Origin of the sequence: Salinimicrobium aquimaris (assembly GCF_035607535.1) — a bacterium.
Lineage (GTDB): Bacteria > Bacteroidota > Bacteroidia > Flavobacteriales > Flavobacteriaceae > Salinimicrobium.
Genome location: NZ_JAYDZX010000009.1, coordinates 1 through 21877, shown reverse-complemented (window position 1 = coordinate 21877; position 21877 = coordinate 1). Strand labels below are relative to the sequence as shown.

The 21877-nt window shown below is 42.4% G+C and carries 14 protein-coding genes; 8 read left to right on the top strand and 6 right to left on the bottom strand.

Translation table 11 applies throughout. The annotated features are described in order from the left end of the window. Nucleotides 1-28 precede the first annotated feature (28 nt). Nucleotides 29-3289, top strand: coding sequence for a S41 family peptidase (locus tag VR862_RS09645; RefSeq protein ID WP_324720756.1), 3261 nt, complete (start codon nucleotides 29-31; stop codon nucleotides 3287-3289). Between the two features lie 193 nt (nucleotides 3290-3482). Here the strand turns inward: VR862_RS09645 and VR862_RS09640 are convergent, their stop codons facing one another. Both VR862_RS09640 and VR862_RS09635 read right to left on the bottom strand, forming a co-directional pair. Then, the gene (locus tag VR862_RS09640) at nucleotides 3483-3779 is read right to left on the bottom strand and encodes a thioredoxin family protein (protein WP_324720755.1); all 297 of its coding nucleotides are present in this window, start codon (nucleotides 3777-3779) and stop codon (nucleotides 3483-3485) included. A 73-nt stretch (nucleotides 3780-3852) separates the two neighbouring features. Continuing rightward, the gene (locus VR862_RS09635; protein ID WP_324720754.1) at nucleotides 3853-5073 is read right to left on the bottom strand and encodes a metallophosphoesterase; all 1221 of its coding nucleotides are present in this window, start codon (nucleotides 5071-5073) and stop codon (nucleotides 3853-3855) included. Between the two features lie 276 nt (nucleotides 5074-5349). Here VR862_RS09635 and VR862_RS09630 point away from each other — a divergent pair, with 276 nt between their 5' ends. From VR862_RS09630 to polA, 3 genes are all read left to right on the top strand, one after another. Next, complete coding sequence (locus tag VR862_RS09630) at nucleotides 5350-6315, top strand: glycosylasparaginase (RefSeq protein ID WP_324720753.1); 966 nt, start codon at nucleotides 5350-5352, stop codon at nucleotides 6313-6315. Between the two features lie 2 nt (nucleotides 6316-6317). Further along, the gene (locus VR862_RS09625; RefSeq protein ID WP_324720752.1) at nucleotides 6318-7628 is read left to right on the top strand and encodes a sugar MFS transporter; all 1311 of its coding nucleotides are present in this window, start codon (nucleotides 6318-6320) and stop codon (nucleotides 7626-7628) included. Between the two features lie 338 nt (nucleotides 7629-7966). Beyond that, a complete protein-coding gene (polA, locus tag VR862_RS09620; RefSeq protein WP_324720751.1) occupies nucleotides 7967-10792 on the top strand; it encodes a DNA polymerase I in 2826 nt (941 codons plus the stop codon). Between the two features lie 93 nt (nucleotides 10793-10885). On the opposite strand, the gene VR862_RS09615 is transcribed toward polA, so the two are convergent. Then, nucleotides 10886-11485 (bottom strand): lipocalin family protein, encoded by a 600-nt coding sequence (locus tag VR862_RS09615; RefSeq protein ID WP_324720750.1) that lies wholly within the window; start codon nucleotides 11483-11485, stop codon nucleotides 10886-10888. A gap of 242 nt (nucleotides 11486-11727) precedes the next feature. After that, nucleotides 11728-14370, bottom strand: a complete 2643-nt coding sequence (locus VR862_RS09610) for a DUF5916 domain-containing protein (RefSeq protein WP_324720749.1) — start codon at nucleotides 14368-14370, stop codon at nucleotides 11728-11730. Between the two features lie 347 nt (nucleotides 14371-14717). Here VR862_RS09610 and rplM point away from each other — a divergent pair, with 347 nt between their 5' ends. The 4 genes from rplM (at nucleotide 14718) to tsf (ending at nucleotide 17558) form a co-directional block, all read left to right on the top strand. Next, nucleotides 14718-15173 carry a 50S ribosomal protein L13 gene (gene rplM / locus VR862_RS09605; RefSeq protein ID WP_266067999.1) on the top strand — a complete coding sequence of 152 codons (456 nt, stop codon included), beginning with the start codon at nucleotides 14718-14720 and terminating at the stop codon, nucleotides 15171-15173. After that, on the top strand, nucleotides 15173-15559 hold the full coding sequence (gene rpsI / locus VR862_RS09600) for a 30S ribosomal protein S9 (protein ID WP_324720748.1): 387 nt from the start codon (nucleotides 15173-15175) through the stop codon (nucleotides 15557-15559). Before rplM ends, rpsI begins: the two co-directional genes overlap by 1 nt. 183 nt (nucleotides 15560-15742) lie before the next feature. Next, nucleotides 15743-16642 carry a 30S ribosomal protein S2 gene (gene rpsB / locus VR862_RS09595; RefSeq protein WP_324720747.1) on the top strand — a complete coding sequence of 300 codons (900 nt, stop codon included), beginning with the start codon at nucleotides 15743-15745 and terminating at the stop codon, nucleotides 16640-16642. Nucleotides 16643-16733: 91 nt separating this feature from the next. Next, nucleotides 16734-17558, top strand: coding sequence for a translation elongation factor Ts (gene tsf, locus VR862_RS09590; RefSeq protein ID WP_324720746.1), 825 nt, complete (start codon nucleotides 16734-16736; stop codon nucleotides 17556-17558). Between the two features lie 81 nt (nucleotides 17559-17639). On the opposite strand, the gene VR862_RS09585 is transcribed toward tsf, so the two are convergent. Beyond that, nucleotides 17640-19652: a transglutaminase family protein gene (locus VR862_RS09585; RefSeq protein ID WP_324720745.1), complete on the bottom strand. Its 2013-nt coding sequence runs from the start codon at nucleotides 19650-19652 to the stop codon at nucleotides 17640-17642. Then, entirely contained in the window at nucleotides 19649-21514 is a 1866-nt protein-coding gene (locus tag VR862_RS09580; RefSeq protein ID WP_324720744.1) for a DUF3858 domain-containing protein, read from the bottom strand. Before VR862_RS09580 ends, VR862_RS09585 begins: the two co-directional genes overlap by 4 nt. Nucleotides 21515-21877 lie beyond the last annotated feature (363 nt).

Here is a 21877-nt window from a genome sequence, read left to right as displayed (position 1 = left end):
CTTTTTATTAAATAATATCCCGGCATCTATGAAGTACTTCATCAACCTTCCGCTTTGTCTTTCCCTTTTTTTATCATTAATGGCGAATGCCCAGATAAACACTCAGGACACCCGCCTCCTTTCCCAACCTGCAATGAGCGATGAGAAGATCGCTTTTATTTATGCTGAAGATCTTTGGGTGGCAAACAGGGATGGGTCGAACCCTAAACGCCTTACTGTAGATGAAGGCGTAGAAAGAAATCCTGTGTTCTCTCCCGACGGCAGCACGATCGCTTTTAGTGCTGAATACGACGGAAACATCGACGTATATGTGGTTCCCGCAGAAGGAGGAGTGCCAAAAAGACTAACCTGGCACCCTTATCCCGATGCGGTAAGGGATTTTTCGCCAGATGGTTCAAAAGTACTCTTTGCTTCCCAACGGGATGTTTTTACCAACCGGTACAGCAGCCTGTTTGAGGTTGATATTGAGAATGGAAATGTCGTACCTCTAAAGATACCCCATGCGAACTGGGCCAGTTATAACAACGATGGCAGCAAAATTGCTTATACTCCTCTCGGCGACCGCTTTGAACAATGGAAACATTATCGCGGTGGTACCACTACCAGGATCTGGATTTATGATCCCGAAACCTATGAGGTGACAGAGGTACCAAAACCTGAAGGAGGAAGTAATGACACAAAGCCTCAATGGCTGCAAGGAAAAGTATTCTTTAGAAGTGACCGCGACGGGGAATTCAATATCTACAGCTATGATCCTGTACAGGGCGCTGTCTCAAAACATACAGACTTCAAAGATTTCCCGGTAGTAGATCTTTCTGCAGGAGAAAATGAGATCATTTTTGAACAGGCCGGTTACCTTCACCGCCTCGACCCACAAACCGGTCGTACAGAAAAAATAACAATAGGTATAGCTACAGATCTACTGGAGCTGAGACCGCGGTTTGTAAGTGGAGACAAATATGTTCGCAGCGCCTCCATCTCACCATCGGCCGCAAGAGTTGTGATGGATTATAGAGGAGACATAATCACCGTTCCCGCAGAAAAAGGTGATCCTATGAACCTTACAAGCACCACAGGAGTACATGAAAAATTCCCGGCCTGGTCCCCAGATGGTAAGACCATAGCCTACTTTTCGGATGAATCGGGCGAGTATGCTTTACATCTATACGACCAAAGTGAGAACAAAGTGGTAAAGAAAGTAAACCTGGAGGGTGCAGGATTCTATGCGTATCCACATTGGTCACCAGACAGTAAGAAAATTGCTTTTGTTGATAATAGCCGTACTCTCTATGTTTACAACCGGGAGAAGGACAGGGTAGAAAAAATTGCTTCAGATGTTCTTTATACTCCCGGGGTCTTCAGGGATCTGTTTGGGGATTGGTCACATGATTCGAATTGGATCACTTACACTACAATTACAGATACTCAATTCGAGCAGGCTTTCGTCTACTCCCTTCCGGAAAAAAGGTCCTGGCCGGTATCAGACGGATATTCAAACGTGACAAGTCCCGAGTTCGATCCAAGTGGAAAATATCTCTACATGCTGGCTTCAACAGATGCGGGGCCTGTGGTGAACTGGTTTGATCAATCAAATCAAGACATGGAAATGAGCAGCTCGATGTACCTGGTCACCCTTCAGAAAGATGTGGTTTCTCCTTTCTTTAAGGAGAATGATGTAGAAGTCATTCAGCAGCAGGAAAAGGAAGAAGAAAAAAAGAAAAAAGACAAGGAAGATAACAAGAAGCCCGAGATCAAGCCTCTAAAAATAGATTTTGAAGACCTGGAATTCCGGATGGTGGACATCCCGGTACCGGCCGGAGCTTATACTAATCTCGAAGCCCCTGCCGAAGGTCAATTGTACTACCTCAAATTTCCATATCATGAAGATGGCCCCGGCAGCCTTAGAAAATTTGATTTGAAGGAAAAAAAAGATACCCTTATCATGCCGGCATCAGACTTTGAGATCTCGGCCAATGGGGAAAAGGTGCTCTACCAACTAAAGAATAAGTTCGGAGTAGCCACTTTAGGCAAAAAACCCGATAAGCCTGCTTTGGCATTAGGCGAAGTACAGGTAAAGATAGATCCCCGGGATGAGTGGCAGAATATCTTCAACGAAGCCTGGAGAGTGAACAGGGATTACTTTTACGATCCCGGAATGCACGGAGTGGATTGGGATGCCATGAAAGAAAAGTACAGCCAGTTCCTGCCACACCTTACCACCCGGGATGACCTCTACCAGGTTATGGAATGGATGTTCAGCGAATTGGGAGTAGGCCACCACAGGTTTTCCAGCAGGGGTGATGATTTTGAAGAACCCGATAACATCAAAGGCGGATTGCTGGGTGCCGATTATGAAGTAGAAAACGGCAGGTACAGGATCAAAAAGATCTATGGAGGCCTAAACTGGAATCCCGACATGCGCTCGCCTCTCACCGAGCCCGGGGTAAAGATCAAGGAAGGAGATTATATTCTTGCAGTGAACGGGGAAGAAGTAACAGCAAAAGATAACCTTTTCCGCTTCTTTGAAAATACCGCCGGCAAGCTTGTGAATCTTACCGTAAGCTCATCGCCTTCCATGAGGAATTCCAGAACAGAAAAAGTAACTCCAATTGATTCTGAATGGGCTTTAAGAAACAGGGACTGGGTTGAAGGAAATATCAAAAAAGTGAACGAAGCAACCAATGGACAGGTAGCTTACGTCTACGTGCCCAACACTGCCGATGCAGGCCACGAATACTTTAAGCGCTATTTCTTCCCGCAGGCCAACAAAAAAGCAGTCATTATAGATGAGAGGTTCAATGGCGGCGGCCAGTTGGCAGATTATTATATCGACCTGTTAAAGCGACCTCACCAGGCCAACTGGAACTTTAGGTATGGTGATGACCTAAAGTCACCCAGTGCGTCCATACAGGGACCAAAAGTGATGCTTATAGATGAGACTGCAGGCTCGGGTGGAGATTACCTGCCTTGGATGTTTAGAAAATTCGACATGGGAACCATTATCGGAAAAAGGACCTGGGGCGGACTCGTGGGGGTACTGGGCTATCCCGAATTCATCGACGGCGGAATTGTCACTGCTCCCAATGTTGCTTTCTATACTGAAGAAGGATTCAGGGTGGAGAACGAAGGCGTGGCCCCCGATATTGAAGTAGAACAACTTCCAAAAGAAGTCATTGCAGGAAAAGACCCTCAACTTCAAAAGGCAATTGAGGTGGTAATGCAGCAATTAAAAGAGAATCCGCCTAAAGAAGTTAAGCGTCCTCCGTACCCGGATAAAACAAAAAACTGATAGCAAAAACACCTTTTTTGAAACCTTAGACCAGCTGAAACTCCTTAAGAAAAGGGAGTTTCGGCTTTTATAGCAAAGCTGTAATGAGAGATCAATGTTCTACATTGGAGGTGGAAGAAACATGAGTTCAAAGAAAACCAGTCGAAACACCCGAAAAACAGATGCTTCAAAAATAACATTTCTGACTCCTGCTCTAGACGTATTCTTTGATGAGGCCAATTAAGGTATTGGCATCCTGCTCGCCACTTTGCCTCCACTTCATCTCCCCTTCCTTGTAAATCATTAGAGTAGGTAAGCCTTTTACACGTAAGGCTTCAGCAAGTTCAGAATTCTTATCCACGTCTATTTTGATGATCCTGGCCCTGTCGCCAAGAGCTGCGGCAACATCTTTTAGTACCGGATGCATGGCTACAGAAGCTTCATTCCACTCGGTATAAAAATCAAGAAGAACCGGCACCTGCAAGTCTATTAATTCCCCAAACTTTGACATAATAGTAATATTTGAAGAGCTGCTGCAGAAAGCTTCTTTAGCAGCTTATTTCAAATATAGTCAAAAGTTTGATTTATACCGGTTTGGGACCTTTTCGAAGTTCTATAACAGAAACTTCGGGCCAGATCCCTACTCTTCCGGGGTAAGCTAAAAATCCGAAGCCGCGGTTTACGTTTAGGAAACGACCTGCTTCTTCGTAAATACCGGCCCAGTGTTCATACCTGTATTGTACCGGGCTCCATTTGAACCAGCCGGGAATTTCTATACCAAATTGCATTCCGTGGGTATGACCACTAAGAGTGATGTGGAATTTTTTGTTATTCTTCTTTACTTTTTCCTGCCAGTGAGAAGGGTCGTGAGAGAGCAGGATCTTGAATTCTTCTTTTGAAAGTCCCTGAGCAGCCTTATCCAGATCTCCTACCTGCTTAAAACCGGCTCCCCAGTTCTCCACCCCTACAATAGCAATGGAGTCATCACCCCGGGCTACTTTTTTATGCTCATCCAGTAACAGGTTCCAGCCCATCTCGCGGTGCACATTTTTAAGGTCCTCCAAATTTGCCCTTTTTGCCGCTGCAGATTCCCAGTTAACGTAGTCCCCATAATCATGGTTTCCCAAAACTGAAAAGACACCATCGGGTGCAGACAGAGAGGCGAACATTTCTTTCCAGGGCTCCATTTCAGAAGCTGTGTTGTTCACAAGATCTCCCGTAAACATGATCGCATCACTTTTTTGCTCATTGATAAGCTCAATCCCATACCTTATCTTTTCAGCATTATCAAAACTTCCGGAGTGAACATCGCTTATCTGCGTGATCCTGTAGCCGTCAAAAGCTTCCGGCAGGTCTTCAAAATGTAAGACATATTTCAGCACTTTGTAATTGTAGCGTCCCCTATACATTCCGTAGAGAAGGGACGCAAAAGGAATTGCTGCAATCCCAAGAGCGATTTGACTCAGAAATTTCCGCCGCGAAGGCAGAGAATAAGCTTCATTGGTATGAGTAAGCTTTTGAAATCCACTCACTACCAGCCTTACCAGATCCTCACCAAAAAGAAGGACAAAGAGAATCATTTTAGGCACAAAAAAGGCAAGAAAGAAACCTATTGCATAACTCCGTGCCCCGGTTAGCCCCTCTTTTTCAGGCACGTTGAACTGGTAAAGCAAATATGCCAGCACCCCCAGAGACAGGGCCAGGTAAACAAAATAGATCCAGGAATGACGCGTGATGGTTTTAAAGGCCTGGTAAGCGTAAATGTCCAGGATTATATAGATGATAACAAAAATGATCCAGCGCATGTAGAAAAATTAAGCGGCAAAGATACAGCTAAAGCCTTGCCAAAAAACACACCTTACCAATTGAATAATCTATAGTACTATAGGAGGTTAACGGAGAATTACTCACCCCTCAAAAATGATTTTTTAGATCACCTCTTTTTTGAGAGTATTTTCAGAAGAATTTTCGGGAGATGATAAATATCATGAAAAGCTGAAGCCGCGTTATCCCAGATCGCAAATTATAATTCAGTTTTCATACATTTACACCCCAACTGTCAAAACCTGTTTTTTATAATCTTGAAAAGACGCCAATTTATAAAGAATACATCCTTAAGCGGGATTGGAGTCGCTGCAGCTTCTCCCTTTATGAATTATCTAAACCTCCCAATAATGCAAAAATCTGAACCTGTTTGTATAGCAACCTGGAATTTTCCAAATGCCAGTCGAAAGGCAGGTGAAATGCTCAGTACAGGAGCCCTTGCCCTTGATGCCGTGGAACAGGGAGTGATGGTGGAAGAAGCCGACATTCGGAACACCACTGTGGGCCGCGGTGGTGCGCCCGACAGGGAAGGAAATGTCACTCTAGATGCCTGTATTATGGCCCCAAATGGCGACGCCGGTGCAGTGGTTTACCTCAAGAACAATACTCATGCAGTTTCTGTTGCCCGAAAAGTAATGGAAGAGACGCCCCACGTCATCCTGGCAGGGGAAGGTGCCGACCGCTTTGCCCTTGAACAGGGGTTTGAAAAAGAGGAATTACTTACAACAAATTCTGAAAAAGCCTATAAGGAATGGCTTAAGACCAAAGAATACAAACCCATTATCAATATTGAGAATCATGACACCATTGGCATGTTATGTATTGATTCAAAAGGTGATATTGCAGGTGCCTGCACCAGCTCCGGCTTATCCTATAAGATGAATGGACGGGTTGGAGATTCCCCAATCATTGGTTCGGGTCTGTTTCTTGACAATGAAGTGGGAGGTGCTGTAGCCACGGGAATGGGAGAAGCAATTCTAAAAAGTGTAGGTTCCTTCCTGATCGTGGAACTTATGCGCCAGGGAAAATCTCCGCAGGAAGCATGTGAAATTGCTATTTTGCGCATTGTGAAACAGAATCCAAACTATAAAGACTTTCAGGCAGCTTTCATTGCTATCAACAAAAATGGAGAAGTAGGTTCTTACTGTATTCAAAAAGGTTTTTCCTATATGGATTTCCGGAACGGTGAGAACAAAAATTTCCCAAGTAAATATTACATCTAAAAATGGAACAGAAAAAATCCTATCGCACTGCATTTATTTTCCTTACCGTCCTTTTCTTTTTATGGGGCTTTATCACAGTACTGGTCGACTCCCTAATTCCAAGGTTAAGGGAAGTCTTCACGCTCTCCTATTTTCAGGCTGGGATGGTACAATTTGCCTTTTTTGGTGCGTACTTTCTTCTGTCCATACCCGCCGGTTGGCTGCTTTCAAAAATAGGCTACAAGAAAGGGATTGTGCTGGGGTTATTTACCATGGCTGCAGGTTGCCTCCTGTTCTGGCCTGCTGCATCTTATAGGGTCTTCGGAATTTTTATGCTGGGGTACTTTATTCTTGCCGGAGGAATTACCATCCTGCAGGTAGCAGCAAACCCTTACGTAACGATCTTAGGTCCTGCGAGTACAGCATCAAGTCGCCTCAACCTGTCACAAGCCTTCAACTCTCTTGGAACAGCCATTGCTCCGGCACTGGGGGCGCTGTTTATCCTGAGTGATAAAGTAATGACCAAAGATGAGATCGCTTTTATGACAGAAGCCGAACAATTGAAATATTATGCCTCTGAAGCTGCTGCTGTCCAAACTCCTTTTTTAGGAATAGCAATTTTCATTATTCTTATAGCTCTTGTTTTCCTTTTTGTAAACCTTCCAAAGGTAACAGATACAGAGGCTTCAAACGATTATGGAGTTGTACTCAAGAACAGAAACCTGGTGATGGGAGCCTTCGGAATTTTCTTCTATGTGGGCGCCGAAGTTGCTATAGGATCTTACATGGTTAACTACTTCCTGAGTCTCAACCTGCCCGATGTTATTCGGGAAACTCCTTTTATGCGGACGCTTGCCGAATGGATCCTGACCTCTGGAGTTACCACCTCTACCGATATGGCGGTGGTTGGAGTATTTGTAACCTTCTATTGGACAGGCGCTATGATAGGCCGCTTTATAGGTTCTTATCTGACTAAAATTCTGAATCCGGCGAAAGTGCTTATGTTCTTTGCGGCATGTGCTATTGGCCTTGTGCTGATTTCTGATCTTACCGTTGGATTGGTCGCCATGTGGTCCCTTATTGCTGTAGGACTTTTCAACTCGATCATGTTCCCGACTATCTTTAGTTTGGCACTTGACGGACTTGGAGATAATAAGCCGCAGGGATCGGGAGTACTTTGTACAATGATCGTTGGCGGAGCAATTATCCCACCTGCCTTCGGCTACCTTACAGACTCCTTTGGATTCAATCTGGCGCTCATCCTGGTCATGTTGTGCTATGGATATATCATGTTCTTTGGGTTTAAGCACAAAGCAACAGAGGTTACTGTTTAATGGATAAAGGTTTAAGGAATAAGGATTAGGGTTCTGCCTTAGGTTGCACGTTGTTACCCGTTGTCCCTTTCGCTTAATGAAAAATTAATTTTGGACTTATAATTGGGATTTATTAGTCACCAAACATCCTGAATTCTTCTAACCAGCACATTTCCAAAATTAGTTTTACAGTATGGCCCACCTTAACGGAAATTCTTCGGCGGGTAAATATTTTTAATTGGTACCCGGTGCTTGATGCTTGGTGTTAGTATTTTGGCGCATTAATTTCCCACATCTAAAATCAAAAATCTCCTGTGTAATAGAAGTTTCGTAATTTTAGCCTTCTTAAAAAATTATCCATGCCCGAACAAAAACGCTTATTCCTTTTAGACGCTTATGCACTCATCTTTAGAGGCTACTACGCCTTTATCAACAATCCTATTGTAAATTCAAAAGGACTTGACACCTCGGCCATCATGGGGTTCATGAACTCTCTTTTTGATGTGATAAGAAGAGAGCGGCCAGATCATTTGGCAGTGTGTTTTGACAAAGAAGGAAGTGTTGCACGTACCGAATTATTTGAAGCGTATAAAGCACACCGGGATGCGACTCCCGAACCTATACTAAAAGCCATTCCTTACATCCAGGAAATCCTCAAGGCGATGCACATTCCTTGTGTTGTGCTTCCGGGTTGTGAAGCCGACGATATTATTGGCACCCTTGCCAAACAAGCCGAAAAAGAGGGTTATAAAGTTTTCATGGTTACCCCAGATAAAGATTTTGCGCAGCTGGTTTCTGAAAATATCTTCATGTACCGACCTGCCCGAATGGGTAACGGTATTGAAATATGGGGAATCCCCGAAGTACAGAAAAAGTTTGCCGTAGAACGGCCCGAGCAGGTGATCGATTTCCTCGGAATGATGGGAGATGCGGTAGACAATATCCCGGGTTTACCCGGAGTGGGTGAAAAAACCGCTAAAAAATTCCTGAAGGAGTTTGGAAGCATGGAAAATCTCCTTGCCAACACCGACAAGCTAAAGGGAAAGATGCGGGAAAAAGTGGAAGCTCACGCCGAACAGGGAATGGTATCTAAGCAGTTGGCAGCTATTATGACCGATTGTGATGTGAAGTTCCATGCCGAAGACTATGAACTCTCTGTGCCCGATGCAGAAAAAGTGCAGGAGATCTTTGAGGAATTGGAATTCCGTCGTCTAAAGGAGCAATTTTTAAAACTGTTCTCTGGTGACAAAACTGCACGTCCTACTCAGGTGACCAGCACTCCCACGGCAAAGGCACAGGCGCAGCCGGCAGGAGCAGGTCAATTTTCACTTTTTGGAGCTGAAGCTTCAGAAGGAGTCGAAAAATTTTCAGGAAGAAAAACCATTAAGGACGTACCGCATGTTTATCAAAGCGTTGCTACAGGAATGGCTACCGACCTCTTTCTTCAGAATTTGATGAAGCAAAAATGTGTTTGTTTTGAATTTACTACCACAGGGCTGAATCCATTTGCTGCAGAAATAATAGGAATAGCTTTTTCCTGGGAGGCCGGGAAAGGATTTTATGTACCTGTTCCCGAAAATCGTACGGCAGCCCAGGAAACCATGGAGAAACTGCGGCCTTTCTTCGAAGCTGAGAACATTGAGAAAGTGGGGCAAAATCTTAAGTATGACATAAAAGTACTGGCCAAATACAACATCATGTTCAAAGGTCCGCTCTTCGACACTATGATCGCACATTATCTTATCAATCCCGATATGCGTCACAGTTTAGATGTGCTTTCTGAGACCTACCTCAACTACACTCCTGTTTTTGTGGAAGAACTGTTAGGAAAAGGTAAGAACCAGAAGTCTATGCGCGAGATCCCGCTGGAAAAACAAACAGAATTCAGCGTAGAAGATTCCGATGTTATCCTTCAGCTTAAGCAGCATTTCACTCCCGAACTTAAAGAAGCGAATACAGAAAAACTTTTCAACGAGATTGAGATCCCGCTGGTAAAAGTACTGGCCGATATGGAACTGGAAGGCATCAAGCTGGATAAGGATTTTCTCTCCAGCCTTTCAGAAGAAATGGATAAGGATATAAAGCAGCTCGAAAATGACATTTTTGAGACTGCAGGAGAAGAGTTCAATATTGGGTCTCCTAAGCAACTCGGAATTATTCTTTTTGAAAAGCTGAATTTAGTAGACAAGCCAAAAAAGACGAAATCCGGCCAGTATTCGACCGGGGAGGAAATACTTTCTGCCCTGGCACCCCAGCACAAGATCGTACAGCAGGTACTGGATTACCGCGGACTTGTAAAGCTGAAAAATACCTATATAGATGCCTTACCATTGCAGGTGGATGAAACTACCGGGAGGGTACACACAGATTATGTACAAACAGTTGCCGCTACCGGAAGACTGAGTTCAACCAATCCAAACCTCCAGAATATCCCAATCCGTACCGAAAGAGGAAGACAGGTAAGGCAAGCCTTTGTACCGCGAGATGCAGATCACATTCTCCTGGCTGCCGATTATTCCCAGATCGAGCTGCGCATCATAGCATCCTTGAGTGAAGAAGATAATATGGTCTCTGCCTTTCAGCAAAACCAGGATATCCACGCCTCTACCGCAGCAAAAGTTTTCAACGTACCTATTGAACAGGTAACCCGGGAACAGAGAAGCAACGCCAAAACGGTGAATTTTGGAATTGTATATGGAGTTTCGGCCTTTGGGTTGAGCAATCAAACTAATCTTTCCCGAGGGGAGGCTAAAGAACTTATTGATACCTATTATAAGACCTACCCGAAACTGCGAAATTTCATTAGTGAACAGATCGATTTTGCAAGGGAGCATGGATATGTGCAAACGGTGCTGGGCAGAAGGAGATATTTAAAAGATATCAACTCCCAAAATCAGGTTGTGCGGGGTGCTGCCGAAAGAAACGCCGTTAACGCACCAATCCAGGGAAGTGCTGCCGATATTATCAAGCTGGCTATGATCAACATTCACAGGAAACTGCAGGAAGGCAACTACAGAACCAAAATGCTCCTTCAGGTACATGATGAATTGGTCTTTGACGTTTACCGCCCGGAGTTACAGGACATTCAGAAAATGGTGAAGCACGAAATGGAAAATGCCTTTAAAATAGATGTGCCGCTGGAAGTGGAGCTCGGAGTTGGCGAGAACTGGCTGGAGGCACACTAGGTAGTCTGAAGGCGGTAATCTGTAGACGGTAGAATATAAATGACCCCCGAAGATATCTTCGGGGGTCGTTGGTATTAAGGGGGGCAAAAATTATTATGCTTTGATATAAACCATTTCAATTTTTTGAATTTCGGAAGCAACTGTGTTTCCGGGATCATCGGCAACATAGACAGCTGCATTAGTTTCCTCTTTGGTGAGGGTGACCTTTAGAAAATCATTTCCGTTTTCACTGAAGATTGAAATAGTTTTGGTTTCGGTGTACTCTACTCCGTCAATGGTAAAAGTAACAGTAAGGATATCTCCACTTACGGAATAAGTGGCTGTGTAATCTCCGGTGGTGTAACAGGTAAAATCACCTTTTACAGAATCGAAGAACAACCTCGACTGCCTGGTATCCACGATGCCATTATTCATAAAGATGAAATACATGGGATCAAAACAATCCGTTTCTTCAAGAAGGTCATTTGTATAGGTGCCATCCAAATTAAAATCTACCATTGTTTCCATTGACGTCATGGAAAACATGTTCCATGTGCCAACAAGGTCGGAGCTTACAATCTCCTGAGAAGACGCAGTGGTTGTTGTGGCATTAAGGGAGGCACTATCAATTTCACTATATTTTTCCGCGGAACAGGCAGAAAGTAAAATTCCGGCTACACCGGTAAGGACAAATCGGGTAAAACTTTTTTTCATATCCAGATGCTTCATTTTCAGAAGCAAAGATAGAAGGAAAAAAGTCGATTTTAATAATTCTTTAACAGTGAATTTTACCACTAATCGTACATTTCTTGCCTTTAATCGATGAAATTAAATGAGATGCAGGATTTCACTATGATCCTTGCCGCTCCCATTTTGAATTAAAAAGATGATTCTGAAAAAGAGATTCTACACTTCAAAGGAGGGAAAAATAGCCAATTCTATTTTTCAGAAATTCTCTATAGGATCAAACGATAAGTCGCTTTTATTAAAAAGGTATTTTGCGGTTTCTGTCTTAATAACTGATTGTCCACAATCCCACTAAAATCATTGTTTACATCCCCAAGACCGGTAATGCCCTGCGACCAAACGAAGAAGATCTCAGAGCCGGGAATATACTCCCATCTTGCCACCAGGTTTGAACGGTACTGCACAAAGGCAAAATCGGGGTTGCTTACAGTGTAGTCTATAATATTATCTCTATTCTCGTCTATTTTATAAACTCCCTCTTCAAAAGCGATCTGTCCTTCACCGTACCATGCCACCCTCTGGTCAAGATCGGCGGCTGTAGCATCCACGACATAATTAAGGTTGGAATAATCTGCCTTGAAGATATAGGGCTGTCCATAATATTGTATGGTAAGATTGGGATTGATATTATAGTTCAATCGTAAAGTGGCGCTAAGTGTTTCCTGGTCTATTGCTCCCAAGATGTACCGGGCATTATTATTAAAGGAACGTTCAGCTACGTATTGGGTCTTGTTTGGATTTGTTTCATAGGATAGATCCAGTGACAGGCTCAAGGAATTCAGAGGCTGATAACGGAGGCCGGCCTGAAATCTGTCCAGACTGAAATTGTTCTGAGTAGCTTCGGAATGAACCCAGCCAAACCTGGAGGAAAGTTTCTTTCTTTGATCGCTTCCGGAGAAAATAAAGAAATAGTTCTCCTCATTGAATCTCCAGCGGGGACCACCTCTTAAAAATGTGTTTATGAATATTCTTGGTTTATGGGCGGCTCCTCCTTCACTCCACCAGTTATTCTTATAATTAATGAATCCCTGCAGTTCATAATGGGTGCGGTTATGGTTACCATCAAAATCAAAGGAAGTCATTTGCTCCATTCCAACCATGGCTTTTCTGAAAAAGCTTGTCGGCTTGTTAAACAGTCGCCTCACGTTTACATACTGGCGAATATCATCTGCCTGCCGTAAATAACCAATATCATTGATCTCCAACTCAGGAGAAAGCCATTTTCCGCCAACATTATAACGCCAGTTTCCACCACCCTCTTTTCCAAACTCCAGTTTACCACCTGTCCCTGTTAGAGAAGTCCTGCCGGGATCAACCTCCACATGACCGGCATCTGCACGTTGAAAAAGATGCACCAGGGAAGTTTGAGTATTTAAAATAGCCTCTTCACTCCCCCTTACATTACTCACCACAGCATTACCTTCTAAATAATAAGTCCTTTCTTTCCACGAGTGCTTAAAATCCAACCCGCCACTGTAAGCCTGGGCATGCAAAAAGTTCAAATTCCCCTCCAGGTTTCTATGAGTAGCGGTAAGCATTCCTCCTATATAGCTGTTGCGATCGTTCATATCTTTTTGTACCCTCCCTACCACATAGTTGGTAAGCGGTTCAACCAGAATCTCATCTTCGCTTCCATCTTCATTTAAAACTGCAGCAAATTCTCTGGAGGTTACAGATTCCAATAATCCAAGGGTCCAACCGTTCTCTGTTTTCCCACTGAATTTAGCAGCTCCTAATATCGTCGTATTGACCGGCTGGTCAACATAGGCTACATTAGGACCGAAAGCTGATCCCTGTGGGGTACGACCAATACGGCGGGAAAAGAACAGGTTGTCCTGTCCATTGGCGAAGCGAAAATCGAACACACTCTTGTTCTCAACAAAAAAGGGCCTACGCTCTTCAAAGAAGATCTCGAATCCATCAAGCGCAACTGCACCCGGATCGGCATCTACCTGTCCAAAATCAGGATTTATTGTCAGATCTACAGTAAGGTCATTGGTCACCCCAATTTTAGCATCCAATCCTGCAGCAAATTCACCATCACTTCCTGTCCTGAAGGGATTACCCGCCTCAGCTTCATAAGAGGACACTCTACCTACCGAGTATGGCTGAATTTCCAGCTGCTTTTGAGGCTCTATTCCCTTTAATCCTTTCAAAACCCCGAAAGAACTGACCCAACCCGCCGGATTTGCCGGCACCGGTTGCCAGGTAGACCTTTCTTCGTTATTGAAATATCGCCGGGTTGATTGAATACCCCAAACCTGTTCTTCTTCCGCGCTGAAGCGCAATTGGCTAAGAGGAATCTTCACTTCTGCAGTCCACCCCTCGGAATCGATATTGGTTTTCGTGTACCAGATAGGATTCCAGCTGGGATCGAAATTACCATTGTTGGAAACAAATTCATCTCCTTTTACGCCACTGGCAGATATGGTGAAAGAAAAAGCAGTGCGATCATCATTATAACTGTCGATATTGAGCTCCACCCAATCTCCGGGAAAGTCATCCCGCCTGCCCATACGCCGTACTATTTTCTCGGGATTCGGCTCATAACATCTAAAGGCTACATATAGATACTTCTCGTCGTAAACGATCTTCATCTTAGTCTGGTAACTGGGAGGAGTATTATTATCTGGTTCGAACTCAACAAAGTCGGAGGTCCAATCCACCGCTTCCCAGGTTTCTTCATCTATAACCCCATCTATTTTAATGGTTTCCTTTCCTGCTACAGACTGGGTTGTGTAAGTACGGGTAGCAAAGGGAAGCTTTACGTCGGGCTCTGTGTTTGCCTGTGGAAAAGCTGAATTAAATGAAAAAATAAAAAAGAGTAAATAGAAGATCTTCCTGGCTAGCATGGTTAGTGAAATTTCTATAAAGACTGTATAAAATGTACTTTGTGACAGTAAAAAAGAAGAAATGTATAATTTGATCTTTTTGGAGCGGCAAAATTACAGAAATGAAATCGTCAAGGGAGGTCTTTAAAGAATTATTCAAAAAGAAAATCCCAACCCGGATTCTTGAAGGATTTGTGAAGCCTGAAAGCCCTCAAAAAAGAGGAGTTTGGAGCTACCTGAAAATCAGAAACTTCAGGCAAAAGAAATTAATATTTACGGCATTTGAATTATAAATTTATAATTGTACATTTGCACCCCTGTTTTATGCAGGGAATGGAATGTTTAATTATAAAGTAAATTTAATTAGTGTGGACACATTAAGCTACAAAACGGTTTCTGCCAACAAAGCCACTGTAAATAAGGAGTGGGTTGTTGTGGATGCTGAAGGACAGGCCCTTGGCCGCCTTTCTTCTGTAGTAGCAAAGCTACTAAGAGGAAAGTACAAAGCTAATTTCACCCCACACGTTGATTGTGGTGATAACGTAGTTGTTATCAATGCCGAGAAGATCAACTTAACAGGAAAGAAATGGGACTCTAAAGAGTACATTCGCCACACCGGCTATCCTGGGGGTCAAAGAAGTTTAACTGCAACGGAATTATTCACTAAAGGTCCCGAGAGACTTGTTGAAAATGCAGTAAAAGGAATGCTACCAAAGAACAAACTTGGAGCAGATCTTTTCCGTAACCTAAGAGTTTTTGCAGGATCTGAGCATGACGTTCAGGCGCAAAAGCCAAAAACTATTAACTTAAACGATCTTAAGTAATGGAAGTTATTCACAAAATTGGCCGTAGAAAAACGGCAGTTGCACGTGTGTACGTTTCAACAGGAAGCGGAAACATCACTGTAAACAAAAAAGACGTTAAGGATTACTTCTCTACAAGCACGCTTCAGTACAAAGTACGACAGCCTCTTAACATGACCGGAAACAACGAGAACTTTGACATCAAAGTAAACGTTTATGGTGGTGGGATCACAGGACAGGCAGAAGCTATTCGCCTTGCCCTTTCCAGAGCTATGGTAGAGTTGGATGCTGAGAACAGAAGCACTCTTAAGCCGGAAGGACTACTTACAAGAGACCCAAGAATGGTTGAGCGTAAGAAATTCGGTCAGAAGAAAGCTCGTAAGAAATTCCAGTTCTCTAAACGTTAATATTGTTTGGTGTGTAAAGCACCAAAAAGTTCATTTAAATCATAAGATTTTTGTTGTTACTCCGGAATATACACTGAGCTAGTCGAAGTGCCGGTGGTTAGTTTAGCATCTAAACGGTCAGGGCCTGATATCATATCGCCACCTGATTGTTGCTATCTCAACAGAACGTAAACTATTACAAAAATGGCAAACAAAGTAGAAGTAAAAGAATTACTTGATGCAGGTGTACACTTTGGTCACCTCACAAGAAGATGGAATCCAAACATGGCGCCTTACATATACATGGAGCGCAACGGGATTCACATCATCAACCTTTATAAAAGTGCTGCTAAAATGCAGGAAGCCGGTGAGGCTCTTAGCAAGATCGCAGCCAGCGGTAGAAAAATACTCTTCGTAGCTACCAAAAAACAAGCAAAAGAAATCGTTGCTGAACAAGCCGAAAAAGCTAACATGCCTTACATCACAGAAAGATGGCCTGGTGGTATGTTGACTAACTTCGTTACTATTCGTAAAGCTGTTAAGAAAATGGCTTCTATCGATAGAATGAAGAAAGACGGTACTTTCAACACCCTTTCTAAGAAAGAACGTTTACAAGTAGATCGTTTAAGAGCTAAGTTGGATAAAAACTTAGGTTCTATTGCAGATATGAGCCGCCTTCCTGGTGCCTTATTCGTAGTAGACATCACTCGTGAACACATCGCGGTTAAAGAAGCTCAAAAATTAAACATTCCAATTTTTGCAATGGTCGATACCAATTCAGATCCAAGAGATGTGGATTATGTGATTCCTGCAAACGATGATGCTTCAAAATCAATCAGTAAAGTTGTTTCTTATGTTGCTGACTCTATTGTTGAAGGACTTTCAGAAAGAAAAGCTTCAGGAAAAGAAGGTAAAGAAGAAGACGCTTCAGAAGACAAGCCGGCAAAAAAAGCTCCTAAGGCAAGAAAGCCAAGATTAGAAGCCGAAGCTGTATCTAAAGATCCACAAGATCAAAAAGATATGAAAGAAGCTCAGGAAGATGTAAAACTAAAGTCTAAGAAAGAGACTTTAGCCGATGCAAAGTCCAACGACGAAGAAGAATAGAAGTTCATATAATTAATCTATGAGTCGTTTGGTTGCTTTCATCAGAATTCAGCTAAACGACTTATTCTTTTAATAAAAAACATTTAAGACTATGGCTAATATAACCGCCGCAGAAGTAAATAAATTGAGAAAAGCTACCGGTGCCGGTATGATGGATTGTAAAAAGGCACTTGTTGAAGCTGAAGGAGACTACGATAAAGCTATCGAGATCCTTCGTAAGAAAGGGCAAAAAGTTGCAGCAAACCGTGCCGACAGAGAATCTTCTGAAGGAGCTGTGATCGCAACTGTGAATGCTGACAACACCAGAGGAGTTATCGTTTCCCTTAACTGTGAGACAGACTTCGTAGCTAAGAACGATTCTTTCGTGCAGTTCGCCCAGGATCTTGCAGAGCTTGCTTTGGAAGTAAATTCCAAGGAAGAGCTACTTGCTAAAGACTATAAAGGGATCTCTGTACAGGAGAAACTTACCGAGCAAACCGGAGTAATTGGTGAGAAGATCGAGATCGGTGACTTTAGAACACTTGAGGCTCCATTCGTAGGATCTTACATCCACGCCGGTAATAAGATCGCTGTTCTTACAGGACTTTCAGGAAAGACTGATAATGCCGAAGAAGTTGCAAAGAACGTTTCTATGCAGGCAGCTGCTATGAACCCTGTTGCTCTTAATGAAGAAGGTGTTGATCAATCTGTGATCGATAAAGAAGTTGAGATCGCTAAAGACCAACTTAGACAGGAAGGGAAGCCTGAGGCAATGCTGGACAATATTGCAAAAGGTAAGATCAAGCGTTTCTTTAAAGACAACACTCTTGTTAACCAGGATTTCATCAAAGACAGCAAAATGTCTGTTGCTGAATATGTAAAGTCTGAAGATGCCAACCTCAAGGTTGTAGCTTTTGAAAGAGTTGCTCTAGGATAATTCCTTTAGAAATAAAATAGAAAAACCCGCTTCCATAAAGGAGCGGGTTTTTTGTTTCCATAGGTCGTTCCTGAAGAAATTTTAACCTTCGCCTGAAGTTTCCTTTTTCTTTGGTTCCAGCACCACCGGCTGGTTGAAGTGCCTTACGATTTCATCAAGGTAATATTTCACACGGGAGTATTCATTCGCAGCATAGACCGGTTTTTTAAATTTGTAATTCCCTTTTGCCACAATTGCTCCTTCAGAATAACTGTAGTTTAGGTTAATTTCGGCAAGTTCATTATCCATTTTATATGGTCTGGGAAGAACGGGCACCACATAGCCCTCCGGCAGTTGTACAATAGATTCAAACTGCTCCTCCCATGGATAAATGAAATCCACCGGATAGCTTCTCACCTTCTGCTTTAAATGGTTTGTAGATATCGGCAGATTTAAAAATGGCTTGACTACCACATTTTTATTGATCTTCTCAGTTTCAGATCTACCCTTAAAGTTCATCGAATAAGAGGAGGATTTGTTTTCGAATCCCAGCGTCCTTACAACATCTATATCCCCTATTTTATCAGTAAAATATTCCTTGATCTTTAAGGTATCATCACCAAACCTGGTTCTGTTCAAGTAAGAATCATATTCGGTACTCTGAATAAAGACTACAGCTTGTGTATCCAAAGTTGAGGGATCAACAGTAAGAGTGATAACCTGCTTCTCTAAAGAAGGCTTTTTATATTCCAATTTGATCCACTGAGGTTCATCTGCCTTGGATACTACAAGGCCTGTTTCATTAAAGCATCTGGGAGGAAGCATGTTAAAAGGCAGATCGTCTTCTGTCGCATCTGCTAAGAATGAACTGGAAGTTTTGACCAGAGCAATTACATAATTAGTATAGTGGTCAAATGGATAACCTATGTGCAACTTTCCATTATTCCGGCTGCTCAGTATAACTGGTTCGGCTTCAATCCCGGCTTCCTGTAATAAAGCTACGAGTAGTAGATTAATATCAGCTGCATTTCCAACCCTTTCTTTCCAGAAGTCATTGACCGACCTGGATGCATACTTCGAATTATTGCCATTCCATTTAAAATTACCCTTTACATATTCAATAATTTTTGCCGCCTTGTCGGTTTCCTCAAGATTGGCCAAGTTCAACTCCTCCTTCAGGATTTTCTTTGCCTGCCGGGAACTCTTTTTTAAATATTTACCAAAATCATCGTGTTTAAGTAGAGCCTTGTTTAATTCGGGCCAGGTTGAAATAACTTCGGAAGTACTTCCTGTAGGACTGTGAAATTTTGCCAGCTGAAAGTCCATTTTTATAACATAATCATTTACGGATGAGATATAGGATTCATCTTTAAATGCAGGAACATCCTTTAGGACGTAGGTATGTACATAATCCTGAAATTCTATTCCCCTTCCCACGTTTGAGCCATAGGACTTCGCGACATTACCCCAGGTCCTGTCAACTTTAGAAACTATCGAGGTTTGGTAGTCAAATTTTTTAATACCCTGTACTCTGAAGATATATTCATAAAACGGGATCATACTGGCTTCATATTCGCTGTAAATGGTTGGAATTTTATCCTGGAATGTCCAGTCTGGAAGATTGAAGTGAAATGGTGTCTCCAGGACGTACCTGAATTCGAGAACCGATCCATTTTGGACGTCCGGGAAAACAAACTTCTTGTTAAACCAGCGGTCATTGATCTGCTCCTCGTAAACAGTTGAAGGATCAAGGCTTTTCTGGACCAGTCTTCCATTTTCATAGTTGTGAGTGATGGCTTCAATAGACTTCACTATTTCTGTCTTTCCATATCCATCTACAAAATAAGGGATAGAAATCTCTGCGTGCTGAGATTCACTCTTGTCAAAGATCTTTATTCTTTTATGACGGGTAAAACGAATGTCATATCCTCTTTCTGTATCGAAGAATATCGATTTCCCCTTGTCATAAAGGACCACCGCTTTTGCTTCTTTGTCTTTATCATATCCGGTCATTTCCAGTTCCTGGTTTGTAACTTTTCCAAACTCTATTTCCTTTTTCTGAGATAGAGCCTGAACGCCTATAAAAAGGCTGAGGGCAAGTAGAAAAATTTTCATTGTATTAGAATTGCTGTTGTTTTCTTGTAGTTTATTATGGATTGCAGAAAAGAATAAAATTGCGGGTATTCTTCAATGGCTATGATCTTCTTTAGTAAGGTGAATTTTTCCCGTGTTATGATCGAATTGTTCTCCCTATGAAAGCTGACCGAATATTCCCCATAGTCACCTTTCAGGGTAATACCCTCGGGAATTTGGACGTCCTTAGCCTCAAACGGCAGGTGATATTCTGTTTTGTCCGTTCTGTTAATAGGGTATCTGACTCTTACCTCCAAAGTCCTTTTATCCGGATCCTCAAAATCGGGAATTGAGATTTTTAGAGGATTAATAATTTTCATGCTACCTATTTCCCGGACGGGATTAGGTGGTAAACCTGAAACCTGAATTTTAACGCTACTACTATCCCTATGGAAGTCCATTAAGCTCCATTCCCTGACCTCAAAGCCCCTCACTCCCAAGCTCTTGTTTACCTGCACCAGCTTATCTTCTTTATCCTGTTTTAACAGGGCATGGCGAAAATCTTCAAATGCATCTCCCCGAAGGATCAGGGTAACCTGGCTCTGCCAAACCTTTTTTTCATCCAAAAGGTATTTGTAGTCTCTTTCCACAAGGACATCCGGAAGCTTTAGTTCGGGAGTTGTTATTAACTCGCTCTTTTCGTCACCAACAGCCAGAGCATAGCGGTCTTGGGTAAAGGTTCCAAGGTAATTGAAAGGCAGAGAGCCGGAGGTATTTTCAAGCCAGATGGTATCCTTTTGAAGTGGTACAGCAAGGATCACATGGTTGAACTGCTGTCCCGGTAAATCGGTATTGATCCGCGCTTCATTTTTACCGGCATTAATAACAGTGTAGTATGATTTAATTCCTACACTTTTGAGCATAGACTTCATATAGGTTGTGAGGGCCTTACAGTCACCATACTTATTTGTACAGACATAATCTGCAGGGTAACTCTTGAGTCCTCCAACATCTATGGCCACGTTGATGTATCTCGTATGATCCTGAAGATAATGATATAGTCTCCTCACGATCTCTTCCTGATCTTTGCTGTCTTTTATCAATCGTTTGATCACGTGTTTTTCCCTAAGAGGGAGTAGATCTGTTCCTTCATTAAGTTCATTTAACCAGGATCCAAAGGTTGACCACGATTCGGTACTGCCGGGTACTCCGTAATTCAGATTTTCCGGCACAACCCGAACTACAGGTATAGACTCCTGTACAGGAGGGGAAAAGATTTCATTCTCTACATCCCCATCAAAAGCTGCATTCCATTGGAGAATTTTCCTGTCAGCGATAACCGCTTCAGTGAATACAACATCATCCGTTTGACTAACATTGATCTTATAATCTAATGGAACATTAACCTCTAAAGATCCTTTCAGCGTCGGAACAGAAGAAAATAAAACCGGCGTCCACCACGACAGGTAAATAAATTCTCTTTCTTCAATAGTATAAGAATATTCTATGGTGTATGGATACTGATGCCAGTAAAGATCAAATTCGGTAATTAAATCGTCCTGGTAGAAAGCAGCATAGGATAAGTCATTTCGGGTGGTAAGATCTTTCTTCCTAATCTTCCTCAACGTGTTTCCCTGAAAATCAATTATCCTGGCATGCCCAAAGGAAAAATCCTGTAAAGGACTATGTCTGATCTCAACATGGGCCAGGGAATTCTCAGATTTGTTATTGATCTGGATGGAAACAGTCTTCACTGTTTTCTTCCTGTTCTTGTTATCAATTGTTATTCGCGTCTCATTTTTGAGAACCTGGCTCCGGATATTCTGGAAAGTACCGAAAAGGGATAAGAATAAAAGACCGACAGAAAAAGTTTTCGCCCTCCACGAATGGCTTAATTTAAACATGCTAAAATGATCTTTGAATGACTTTCCTATGACCAGGAAATGATTCAGGAAAGCATTCGATTGTTGCAGAAACGAGCTTCAGCAGATTTTACTAATTTAATGTTAAAATAGTTACGAAACCTGCTTTTCTTTAAAAAAATTAACTCGTATTTCTTATTCGTTAAAAAAGGAAGTGCACTTCGAAAAAAGCTTTTGGAGAGGAGTTATGGGATAGGAGAAGTACCTGAAAAACCTGTTTCCAAAAAGGAGCGGGTTTTTTTGTTGCTTCAACCCTTTCAGGGTTCTAAACCCTCGTATGTTTGAATTGTGAGGATCTTTTCAAAGATAAGCTATACAAAAAGAAATAATCTTACTTACTTGAAT

Coding starts and splice junctions, on each gene's coding strand:
- VR862_RS09610 (WP_324720749.1), bottom strand. CDS start 14,370: ATGCTAGCCAGGAAGATCTTCTATTTACTCTTTTTTATTTTTTCATTT.
- VR862_RS09640 (WP_324720755.1), bottom strand. CDS start 3,779: ATGTCAAAGTTTGGGGAATTAATAGACTTGCAGGTGCCGGTTCTTCTT.
- VR862_RS09615 (WP_324720750.1), bottom strand. CDS start 11,485: ATGAAAAAAAGTTTTACCCGATTTGTCCTTACCGGTGTAGCCGGAATT.
- rpsB (WP_324720747.1), top strand. CDS start 15,743: ATGGCAAACAAAGTAGAAGTAAAAGAATTACTTGATGCAGGTGTACAC.
- VR862_RS09585 (WP_324720745.1), bottom strand. CDS start 19,652: ATGAAAATTTTTCTACTTGCCCTCAGCCTTTTTATAGGCGTTCAGGCT.
- VR862_RS09580 (WP_324720744.1), bottom strand. CDS start 21,514: ATGTTTAAATTAAGCCATTCGTGGAGGGCGAAAACTTTTTCTGTCGGT.
- VR862_RS09635 (WP_324720754.1), bottom strand. CDS start 5,073: ATGCGCTGGATCATTTTTGTTATCATCTATATAATCCTGGACATTTAC.
- tsf (WP_324720746.1), top strand. CDS start 16,734: ATGGCTAATATAACCGCCGCAGAAGTAAATAAATTGAGAAAAGCTACC.
- VR862_RS09625 (WP_324720752.1), top strand. CDS start 6,318: ATGGAACAGAAAAAATCCTATCGCACTGCATTTATTTTCCTTACCGTC.
- rpsI (WP_324720748.1), top strand. CDS start 15,173: ATGGAAGTTATTCACAAAATTGGCCGTAGAAAAACGGCAGTTGCACGT.
- VR862_RS09645 (WP_324720756.1), top strand. CDS start 29: ATGAAGTACTTCATCAACCTTCCGCTTTGTCTTTCCCTTTTTTTATCA.
- polA (WP_324720751.1), top strand. CDS start 7,967: ATGCCCGAACAAAAACGCTTATTCCTTTTAGACGCTTATGCACTCATC.